The 11,505-nt window shown below is 35.1% G+C and carries 7 protein-coding genes; all 7 read left to right on the forward strand.

What is annotated here, in order from left to right:
* Positions 1-103: 103 nt before the first annotated feature.
* The 7 genes from CHB72_RS19200 (at position 104) to CHB72_RS19230 (ending at position 11,481) form a co-directional block, all read left to right on the forward strand.
* Positions 104-1,171, forward strand: coding sequence for an HD-GYP domain-containing protein (locus CHB72_RS19200; protein WP_089284493.1), 1,068 nt, complete (start codon positions 104-106; stop codon positions 1,169-1,171).
* A 341-nt stretch (positions 1,172-1,512) separates the two neighbouring features.
* Positions 1,513-3,546, forward strand: a complete 2,034-nt coding sequence (locus CHB72_RS19205) for a urocanate hydratase (RefSeq protein WP_089284494.1) — start codon at positions 1,513-1,515, stop codon at positions 3,544-3,546.
* A 91-nt stretch (positions 3,547-3,637) separates the two neighbouring features.
* A complete protein-coding gene (gene ftcD, locus CHB72_RS19210) occupies positions 3,638-4,543 on the forward strand; it encodes a glutamate formimidoyltransferase (RefSeq protein ID WP_089284495.1) in 906 nt (301 codons plus the stop codon).
* A gap of 5 nt (positions 4,544-4,548) precedes the next feature.
* The gene (gene hutI, locus CHB72_RS19215) at positions 4,549-5,802 is read left to right on the forward strand and encodes an imidazolonepropionase (RefSeq protein WP_089284496.1); all 1,254 of its coding nucleotides are present in this window, start codon (positions 4,549-4,551) and stop codon (positions 5,800-5,802) included.
* Between the two features lie 144 nt (positions 5,803-5,946).
* A complete protein-coding gene (locus CHB72_RS19220; protein WP_089284497.1) occupies positions 5,947-7,623 on the forward strand; it encodes a formate--tetrahydrofolate ligase in 1,677 nt (558 codons plus the stop codon).
* A complete protein-coding gene (locus CHB72_RS19225) occupies positions 7,592-8,263 on the forward strand; it encodes a cyclodeaminase/cyclohydrolase family protein (protein WP_330397092.1) in 672 nt (223 codons plus the stop codon). The genes CHB72_RS19220 and CHB72_RS19225 overlap by 32 nt, the downstream gene beginning before the upstream one ends.
* A gap of 155 nt (positions 8,264-8,418) precedes the next feature.
* Positions 8,419-11,481 (forward strand): AAA family ATPase, encoded by a 3,063-nt coding sequence (locus CHB72_RS19230; protein ID WP_089284498.1) that lies wholly within the window; start codon positions 8,419-8,421, stop codon positions 11,479-11,481.
* Positions 11,482-11,505 lie beyond the last annotated feature (24 nt).

The following is an 11,505-nucleotide window of genomic DNA, read 5'->3' on the forward strand; positions in this document are numbered from 1 at the left end:
AAATAATTTGATTATTTAGTAGGATTTTGGTTTTTTGTGGCGAATTTGGTTGTATACTATGTAATCAGGAAAAAAACACCAATACACAAAAGGAGGGAGATTGATGTTAAAGATCAATACTTCCATATTGACGCCTGGAATGGTATTAGCAAAGCCTATATATGATGCTCAAGGGAAACTATTAATTGATAGGAATATCAAACTCAAAAAGCTTTATATAGATAAATTAATTCAATATAAGATTGAAGCAGTTTATATTTCTTGGAATAAAGAGAACCTCTCGGATGTATCAGAAATGATAACAGAAGAAACAAAATTACAAGCTTTAAAAGTGATAAAAGAAACAGTAAATAATATTAACATTACTAAGCATATTGATTTGAGGGAACTGGAGACTGCAATTACAGACATTATTGGAGAATTGATGTCGGATAAAGGCATTTTATTAAACTTAACAGATATAAGGACCATTGATGATTATACCTTTGGACATAGTGTAAATGTGTGTGTTCTATCCTTGATTATGGGAATTGCACTTAATTATGATAAAGAATCTCTAAAAGTTTTGGGGGTAGGAGCGCTGCTGCATGATATTGGTAAAGTTCAGATTAGTAGCGATATACTAAATAAGCCAGGGATCTTAACGGATATGGAATATGAAGAAATCAAAAAACATTCTTTTTTTGGATATGGAATGGTTAAAAATATAGAAGGCATAAAAAAAGAAATAGCATGGATCATTAGAGATCACCATGAAAGGTATGATGGTAATGGATATCCTAATGGTTTATGGGGAGAAAACATCCATGTTTTTTCTAGGATTGTTGCTATTTGTGATGTATATGATGCTTTAACCTCTAATAGGATCTATAGAAGTGGTATTCCGCCCCATCAGGCTATTGAGTATTTAATTGCAATGGGAAATCATCAATTCGACTATAATCTAGTAAAGATATTTTTAAGACATATATGTATTTATCCTATCGGTACGGTGGTGAAACTACAATCAGGAGAACAGGGTGTTGTAGTAGAACTTGATGAATATTGCCCTACTCGACCAATCATCGATATTGTAAGGGACATGAATGGCAGATCATTAGAGACGAAAATCAGAGTAGATTTAAGAAAAAATCTTAAAAATGGTATAGTTTCTATACTAGAAGCAGTATAAGCAATCTTGGTCTGGCAGAAGTCAGACTTTTTGTTTTTTCTATAAATCAATAAATATCATTTATCCTTCGGTGTAGTGCTAAGACTCCCGCTTCTTCTAGATAAACAAACTAAGTGACCAACACGAAAGTTAGAAACCAAACTTTCGGTTGTCTACTTAAAGCGGGAGATCAAGCACTACATCCTCGAAGTAAATTCGGCTACAATTCAGAGGGAGTAAAAACTCCCTCTGAATTAAGTCTCATTTTATATAAAAATTAGACGCTATGGAGACGGTAAATAGATATAATTTTGATTAAAGACAACAATATAATTAAAAGTAATAAAATAGGGAGTGGTTACATGATTAATAATATTGACATTTCAAATGCGATGACAATTAAATTAGACAATGCTTTGCCAGCATATCCTGAATTCAAAGAAGGAATTCGACGGGCACCAGACAGAGGCTTTAAGCTTACGCTAGATCAAACAGAAACTGCCTTAAAAAATGCGTTAAGATATATCCCAGAAGAATTGCATGAAACTCTGGCTCCAGAATTTCTAGAGGAATTAGTAACAATGGGCAGAATTTATGGTTATCGGTTTCGACCAGAGGGAAGCATCAAAGGAAAATCTATCGATGAATATAAAGGAAACTGTATAGAAGGAAAAGCCTTTCAAGTAATGATGGACAATAATTTGGACTTTGATATAGCCCTTTATCCTTATGAACTGGTGACCTATGGTGAAACTGGAAAGGTATGTCAGAACTGGATGCAGTATAGGCTTATTAAAAAATACCTTGAGGTAATGACAAATGAACAAACTCTAGTTATTGAATCTGGACATCCATTGGGATTATTCAAATCTAAGCCAGATGCACCAAGAGTAATCATTACCAATGCCTTAATGGTAGGTATGTTTGACAATCCAAAGGATTGGGATATTGCAGAACAAATGGGGGTTGCAAACTATGGACAAATGACTGCTGGAGGATGGATGTATATCGGACCACAGGGTATTGTTCATGGAACCTTTAATACCTTATTAAATGCAGGTAGAAAGAAATTAGGATTACGTGATGATGAGGATTTAAGAGGCGTGCTATTTGTAACTTCAGGGCTAGGCGGCATGAGTGGTGCTCAGCCAAAAGCTGTGGAAATCGCCAATGGTGTAGGGATTATCGCTGAAGTGGACTACTCAAGAATTAAAACCAGACATGACCAGGGATGGGTAAGCGTTATCTCTGCAAATTTAGAGGAAGTATTCTCTATCGCAAAGGAACATATAGAGAAAAAAGAACCTATTTCCATTGCATACCATGGTAATATTGTTGACCTATTACAATATGCCGTAGATAATAACATTAAAATTCCTTTACTTTCTGATCAAACCTCCTGCCATGCAGTGTATGAAGGAGGTTATTGTCCACAAGGGCTTACCTTTGCAGAAAGAACAGATATGCTTAAGGGCAATAGGGAGAAGTTTGTTCAATTAGTAGATGAAACCCTAAAGAAACACTTTGAATTAATTAAAACCTTAGTAGATAGCGGAACCTATTTCTTTGATTATGGAAACGCTTTTATGAAATCTATCTATGATGCAGGCGTTAACGAAATATCTAAAAATGGTATTGATGAAAAGGATGGTTTTATTTTCCCATCTTATGTAGAGGACATTATGGGACCAGAGTTATTTGATTATGGTTATGGACCCTTCAGATGGGTATGCTTAAGTGGCAAGCATGAAGATTTAATCAAAACCGATAAGGCTGCTATGGATTTAATCGATCCTAATAGAAGAGGTCAAGATAGAGACAATTATGTATGGATAAGAGATGCTGAGAAAAATAAAATGGTTGTTGGAACACAGGCGAGAATTTTATACCAAGATGCTATGGGTAGAACCAGAATAGCTCTTAAATTTAATGAAATGGTTAGAAATGGTGAAGTGGGGCCAATTATGCTAGGAAGAGATCATCACGACGTAAGTGGTACTGACTCACCTTTTAGAGAAACCTCTAATATTAAAGATGGAAGCAATGTAATGGCAGATATGGCTACCCAATGTTTTGCAGGGAACGCAGCTAGAGGGATGAGCTTAATTGCATTACACAATGGTGGTGGTGTAGGAATCGGAAAATCTATCAATGGTGGCTTTGGTATGGTATTAGATGGTAGTGAGAGAGTAGATAATATTTTAAAATCTGCTATGCCTTGGGATGTTATGGGGGGTGTTGCTAGGAGAGCATGGGCCAGAAATGAGAATTCTATTAGCACTAGTATGGAATATAATAAGGAATATGGAGATACAGATCATATTACCCTGCCATTTATCCCTAAAGAGGATTTAGTGAAAAATCTGGTGAAAAAGGTTTTTGAAAATACAAAATAGAAAAAACGTAAGAGAATTAATAGAGTAGGGAATAAAATGTTATTCCCTACAACTATATATTTCATATGAAGAGAAGGGTGGAGACAAAATCATGAGTGAAAAGAAAAAAATTGTTCAATGTGTACCAAATTTTAGTGAAGGTAGAGACTTAGAAAAAATAGAGAAAATTGTTAATGCCTTTAGAGGTAAAGATGGCGTTAAACTTTTAGATTATAGCAGAGACGAAGATCATAACAGAGCAGTAGTAACAGTGGTTGGAGAACCAGAAGCTGTTAAAAATGCTATGATAGAAGCTATAGGAACTGCCATAGAAGTAATAGATATGACAAAACATCAAGGACAACATCCAAGAATGGGTGCTACTGACGTTGTTCCTTTTATTCCTATTAAGAACGTAAGTATGACAGAAGCAGTTGAATTAGCAAAAGAGTTAGCAAAGGAAGCTTCTGAAAAATACAATTTACCTATCTATCTATACGAAAAAGCAGCATCAACACCTGCAAGAGAAAACTTAGCTCAGGTAAGAAAAGGTCAATTCGAGGGTATGGCTGAAAAGGTTAAGCAACCAGAATGGCATCCAGACTTCGGGCCACATGAAATTCATCCTACAGCTGGTGTTACTGGTGTAGCAGCTAGAATGCCACTAGTAGCCTATAATGTAAATTTAGATACAAATAAATTAGAAATCGCTGATAAAATTGCTAAAAATGTAAGACATTTAAGTGGTGGATTAAGATATTGCAAAGGTATGGGTGTAGAATTGAAGGACAGAGGCATTGTTCAAGTTTCTATGAATATGACAGACTATACAAAAACTGCTTTATATAGAGTTTTTGAGCTAATCAAAATAGAGGCAAAGAGATATGGTGTGAATGTAGTAGGAAGTGAAATTGTTGGTTCTGTTCCAATGGAAGCTTTAGTTGACACAGCAGCTTACTATCTTGGATTAGAGGATTTTTCTATGGAACAGGTATTAGAAGCTAGATTAATGGAGTGATGATGATGAAAAAGGGAAACATTTTAATTAAGAATGCTGCAGAGCTAGTAACCTGTAGTGGATTTAAGGGGAAAAAGGGTAAATCAATGTCAGACCTTCACATTATTTCCAATGGAGCAGTAGTGATTGAAGAGGGTGTCATCAAAGCAGTAGGAAAAACAGAAGAGCTACTAAAGCAATATAAGGAAGAAGACTATAAAGTGATTGATGCTTCTAATAAAGCTGTATTACCAGGCTTTGTTGATTCTCATACCCATTTCGTCTTTGGTGGATATAGAGCAGAGGAATTTTCCTGGAGACTTCGTGGTGATAGCTATATGTCCATCATGGAGCGGGGTGGGGGTATTCTTAGTAGTGTAAGAGCTACTGCAGAAGCCTCTAAGGAAGAACTACTTAAAAGTGCTATAAAACGATTAGATTCTATGCTCTCCTTTGGAGTCACCACTGTGGAGGGTAAAAGTGGTTATGGATTAGATTATGAGACGGAAATCAAACAACTAGAAGTAATGAAGGAGGCGGATAATCATCATCCTGTTGATGTGGTCAGTACCTTTATGGGAGCCCACGCAGTCCTTAAGGATTATAAAGGAAGAGAAGGTGCATTCATTGACTTTCTAATTGAAAAGGTTATGCCAGAGGTAACGGAAAGAAAGCTGGCAGAATTTTGTGATGTTTTCTGTGAAAAAAATGTATTTTCTATAGAAGACTCCAGAAAATTATTAACAAAAGCAAAGGAAATGGGTTTTAAAGTTAAACTTCATGCCGATGAAATTGTCCAGTTAGGAGGAGCAGAGCTAGCGGCTGAATTAGGGGCGGTTTCTGCAGATCATTTATTACAGGCCTCTGATCAGGGAATCAAGGAAATGGAAAAGGCTGGAGTAGTAGCTACCCTACTGCCAGGAACTGCTTTTAGCTTAAAAGAGGACTTTGCTAGGGCTAGGTATATGATTGATAACAATTGTGCTGTTGCTTTAGCAACTGACTTGAACCCGGGGAGCTGCTTTACTGAGTCTATTCCATTAATATTCGCTTTAGCTACTCTATATATGGGAATGACAACGGAAGAAGCAGTTACGGCACTTACCATTAATGGAGCTGCAGCGGTGGATAAGGCTGATAAAATTGGTAGTATTGATATAGGGAAAAAAGGAGATATTATTATACTAGAATTTCCATCCTACAAATATATTCCCTACCATATCGGTGTAAGCACAGTGGAAAAAGTTGTTAAAAATGGTATACTAGTTTATAACCGATAAAAAATTATTGATTATGTACAATTTGGGATGAGCTATAATTTTGGTTATTGATTGCAACGAAGTCTGTCTATTAATGTTTAGAAGTAAGACTTTGTTCTAATAAAGAAAAATTATAAAGAAAAACAATAGTGGGGAGGGCATAGTATGAGTTTCAAAAGCGATATAGAAATTGCACAAGAGGCAACGTTACAGGACATAAGAGAGATAGGAAAAAAGTTAGGATTAGTAGAAGATGATATCGAGCTTTATGGGAAATATAAGGCGAAGGTGGATTATAACCTGCTTAAACAGGGAAAGACTGGTAAGCAAGCTAAGCTTATTTTAGTGTCAGCTATCAACCCAACGCCAGCAGGAGAAGGAAAGACAACAACTACCATTGGAACCTCTGATGCCTTAAGTAGATTAGGTAATAAGACCATTGTAGCTTTAAGAGAACCATCCCTAGGTCCAGTATTTGGGGTGAAGGGTGGAGCTGCTGGAGGTGGCTATGCTCAAGTAGTACCTATGGAGGATATTAACTTACATTTTACAGGAGATTTCCATGCTATAGGAGCTGCCAATAACCTATTAGCAGCTATGCTTGATAACCATATGAATCATGGTAATCTACTGGGAATAGATAATAGAAAAATCACATGGCGACGTGTTGTTGATATGAATGATCGACAACTAAGAAATATTGTAAATGGTATGGGTGGTAAAGGAAATGGTATACCTAGAGAAGACGGTTTTGATATTACTGTAGCCTCTGAAGTAATGGCGGCCTTCTGCTTAGCCAGCGACATAGTGGACCTAAAAGAAAGACTAGGTAACATTATCGTAGCCTACACAAAAGATGATCGACCGATAACAGCGAAGGATTTGAATGCCCACGGAGCTATGGCGGCTCTACTAAAGGATGCATTAAAGCCGAACCTAGTACAAACCCTAGAAGGAACACCAGCTTTCGTACATGGTGGTCCCTTCGCCAATATCGCCCATGGCTGCAACTCTGTTATTGCAACAAAAATGGCAATGCACTTTGCTGATTATGTAGTAACGGAAGCTGGTTTTGGAGCGGATTTAGGAGCAGAAAAGTTTCTAGATATAAAATGTAGAAAATCAGGTTTGAAGCCAGATGCAGTTATTATTGTAGCAACTGTAAGAGCGTTAAAATATAACGGTGGTGTACCAAAGGATCAATTAAGTCAAGAAAATCTAGAAGCATTGGAAAATGGATTACCAAATTTATTGAAGCATGTAGAAAACATTACAAAGGTATTTAAGCTGCCAGCTGTAGTAGCTATTAATAGATTTCCGTTAGATACAGAAGCAGAATTAGAGCTAGTAAGAAGCAAGTGTAAAGAATTAGGTGTCAACGTAGCTTTATCAGAAGTATGGGCAAAAGGCGGAGAAGGCGGAGAAGAATTAGCAAAAGAAGTATTAAGACTGACGGAAGAAGAAAGTCAATTGGAGTACGTGTATGCATTAGATATGCCAATTGCAGAAAAGATTAAGGCGATTGCTACTAAAATTTATGGTGCTAGTGGTGTAGACTTCACACCTGCAACCTTAAAAGAAATAGATAAACTAGAAAAGCTAGGCTTTGGTAATCTACCAATTTGTATGGCAAAGACGCAGTACTCTTTAAGCGATAATCCAAAGCTATTAGGTAGACCAGAAGGATTTAACATTACTGTGAGACAAATTAAAGTATCCGCAGGAGCAGGCTTTATTGTAGCCCTCACAGGAGAAGTAATGACAATGCCAGGATTGCCAAAGGTACCTTCAGCTGAACGGATTGACGTAGATGAAAAAGGAACTATTAGCGGATTATTTTAATGAAAAAAGGGGAGGAATAGAAATGCTAGGAAACATGTCAGTAACAGATTTTTTAGAAAAAACAGCATCAAATGATCCAGTTCCAGGTGGAGGCAGTATTGCGGCTTTAAGTGCAGCCACTGCAGCTGCTTTAACGGAAATGGTAGCTAATTTAACAATAGGCAAGAAGAAATATGTAGAAATGGAAGAAGAAATGAAAGAAGTAGCTAAAACGCTTTTGGCTGCGAGAGAAGAGCTGATCAGAGATATCGATAAAGATGCTGACTCCTATGACCAAGTAATGCAGGCATTCAAACTGCCTAAAGAAACAGAAGAAGAAATAGATGAAAGAAAAAATGCCATTCAAGAAGCAACAAAAAAGGCAGCACTAGTTCCACTAGAAGTAGCAAAAAAAGCTTTTGGTTTGATGGAAGCTATTGAAATGATTGTTGTAAAAGGCAATCAGAATGCTGTTACTGATGGAGCTGTAGCAGCGATGATGGCGAGAACGGCTGTCCTTTCAGCATTATATAATGTTAAAATTAACCTGGGCTCTATTAAAGACGCTGCTTTTGTTGAAAAGGTGTCAGGAGAAGTGACAGAATTAGAAACAAAGATAGAGGTTATAGAAAAACAGATTCTTTCTAAGGTTCAATTATAGGTTCGATTAAAACATCAATGGTATTTGAAGGGAGACATAGTGGAAGTACAAACACTATGTCTCCCTTCACTTATATATAGTTGTGAAAAAAGTTTTATTATATAGGTAGAATCATTTATAATAGAGTTATTAATTAAATTAAAGGAGGCGGTAAAATGACAAAAATTTGTGTAAAGTTATTTAGCACACCAACCATTGAAAAAGATCATGAAAAAATCTTTTTACCCTTCCGTAAAGCAGAGGCATTGTTTTATTATTTAGTTGTGCAGCAGCAGGCTACCAGAGATGAACTGGTGAATTTGTTATGGGGAGAGGTAGAAGAGGAAACTGCTAAAAAAAATCTAAGACATGCTATGTATAAGATTAGAAAGGTTTTTGATATGGATATTATTATATCTCCTCAAAAGTCTATAGTGATGCTAAATCCTGAAATAAGTATAGAAAGTGATTTGAAAGTCTTTCTTCAAGATGAAGAAAACAATATTGAAGCTTATAAGGGAGAATTTCTTCAGGGATTTTTGGTGAAGGATGCAGAGGACTTTGAAAACTGGATATCACAAACTAGAGAAACCTACAGGGATCTATACATTACAAAGCTATATAAAAGAATCAATGAATATATAGAAAATCAGGAGGAAAACCTAGTAGAACAATATACAAAACTATTAATTCACGTAGATGCTTTTAATGAAAGAGCTTATCGAATTCTTATGGAAATTTATAAAAACCAAGGTAACTACAACAAGGCAATAGATATTTATCATAGATTGTGTGAAGTACTAGAGCAAGAGCTGGGTATTACGCCAGATAATAAAACAAAGGAAATATTTGAAGAAATATTGATGGTTCAAGATAGCAAAGATAACCATAGCAAAGATAACTTAGAAGAATTTTTCTATGGAAGAAATAAAGAAATTCAGATGCTAAATAAGAACTTTAAAGATTTTATTGAAGAAAAGACATTCAAGTCAATGATCATAACAGGAGAAGCAGGCATTGGCAAAACAAAATTAAAAGATAAGGTTTTACAAAAGTTTAAACAGAAAGATGTATATTTATTACAGAGCAACTGCTATCAAGCAGAGGAAGAATACTTCTTAAAGCCATGGAACACAATCTTCACCATGCTATTTGCAGAAATCAAAGGAGAAAAGATAAATATTCCACCGCTTTGGAGAAATATTTTAGCCTCCATGTTTCCTGTTTTTGCAATCGATGATACTCCTATCCATGTAAATATGGTGGAGGAGCTTAATCAGTATAAGTATAGAGTGATGGAGGAAGCAGTAATAGGCCTCTTCAAAAGGCTTAGTCAAAAGAAAAAGGTAGTCATCGTTTTTGAAGATTTACAGTGGATTGATACAATGAGCTTATCTCTACTAAACAGCATTCTATTACAAAATGATAGAAAAAACATTTTCTTTATTGGAACCTGTAGAGATGTGTATCTTTCTAAGATTGATGGATTCATGACTAAAATGAAAAAATATGATGTAATGGAAGAAATCTATTTACCAAGGTTTGCACCATCGGAAGTTGCAGATTTTATTTATAAGGCTTTACCTAATATGAAAACCAATGAAATCATAGCACGGGAAATTTACAGAGAGACTGAGGGGAATACCTTTTTCATCATGGAGTATCTAAATTCTATAAAAGAGAAAGGAAACTTTGAAAAAATAACACCCAAAATGCAGGATATTTTAAAGAGTAGGTTTTTAGAAATTTCCAAGGAAACTAAAAAGTTATTAAATATTATCTCTCTCTTTTTTGATAAAGCATCTTTAGATATTTTACAAAGATTAATGGATAAAGATGAATTAGAAGTAATGAATATTATAGAGGAACTACAGGATAAAAGAATTATTATGGAAATAGAGGAATCTGATAAAATCAGCTTTCAATTTACCCACTCAAAGCTAAGGGAATTTATTTACATGCAGCAATCATCAGCTATGAGAAGAGTGCTACATAGTAAGGTGGCTTCTATATTAGAAGATCAACTAAAGCATGAAAACATGGATAAATTAATTTACTCAAAATTAATCTACCATTTTTCTAATGCTGGCGATAAAATCAATACATTGAAATATAGCATAAAAAATGTTAATACCTATATGGATTTTACCCATGAAGTTATTCCGGTGTTAAATGATACTACTCCTCAAAAAAGGGAGATTCTTCATGTTGGAGAAAAGGAACTCGTCAAATATCTTCAAGATATAGAAGTCCAAGTGAAGGATTTAAGTAATCAAATGAACCCATCAAAAGAAATGACAAAACTACAGATTGAATTTTTTCATATAATGGGAAGATATTTAATTGCAGAAGGTGAATATGAAAAGGGAATTCACTATATCGAAGAAATGATTCAAGCTTCTAAAGCTATAGGAGAATATGAGTATACCTTAAGAGGTTATAGACAGATGATTAACTATTGTATTCAAACCCACAATATTGAAAAGATGCAACATTATGTGGAAGAAGGACTTCAACTGTCTGGAAAGCATAGCTATCCAAAAGAAGAGGGGATTTTGCTAAGATTAAAAGGTTTAAACAAAATGATGGAAGGGCAATACCAACAAGCAGAAGAGTTTTTAAAACAATCTATTAACATTTTTAAAGAAATTAGTAGATTCGATGACAAATATCTATTAAATATTGCAGCTGCATACAACTATATTGGAGAGATAAGAAGATATAATATGATGTTTTCCAGTGCTTTAAGCTATTATGATAAAGCAATGATGATTTGTGATGAACAAAAGATTATAAAAGGCTTAACTATGTTTAATACGAATGCAGGACAAGCAGCATTTGATATGGGAGATTACGATAGGGCAAAGGACTATTTCCAGAAGGCTATTGTTTATTATCGTCAATTAGAGGTCCTATGGGGAAGATCTATAGCAGAGGGTTATATGGCGTTGTTATTAGTACGGGAAGGTCAATACAAAGAAGCGTTGCAATATCTTAAAGGAGCAGAAGTCTATGCCAGAAAACTGAAGAGTCCCTATGAAATGGGATTGATTTATAGAATCATGGCAGAAATAAGAGTAATGATGAAGAAAAATAAAGATTTAAACAAGGTATTTTATCAGTATTTGAGATTAGAAGTGAAGGATTATTGTAGGACTGGAATTGCTTTTTTAAGTGAAGTGAAGGATAGCTACGAAAAGGAAATCATGAAGGTTTTTATAAAAGATACAAGTAATTAATTTATAGTAAAACATAGACGGGGT

Source organism: Anaerovirgula multivorans (assembly GCF_900188145.1).
In the GTDB taxonomy this organism is placed as follows: Bacteria; Bacillota; Clostridia; order Peptostreptococcales; family Natronincolaceae; genus Anaerovirgula; species Anaerovirgula multivorans.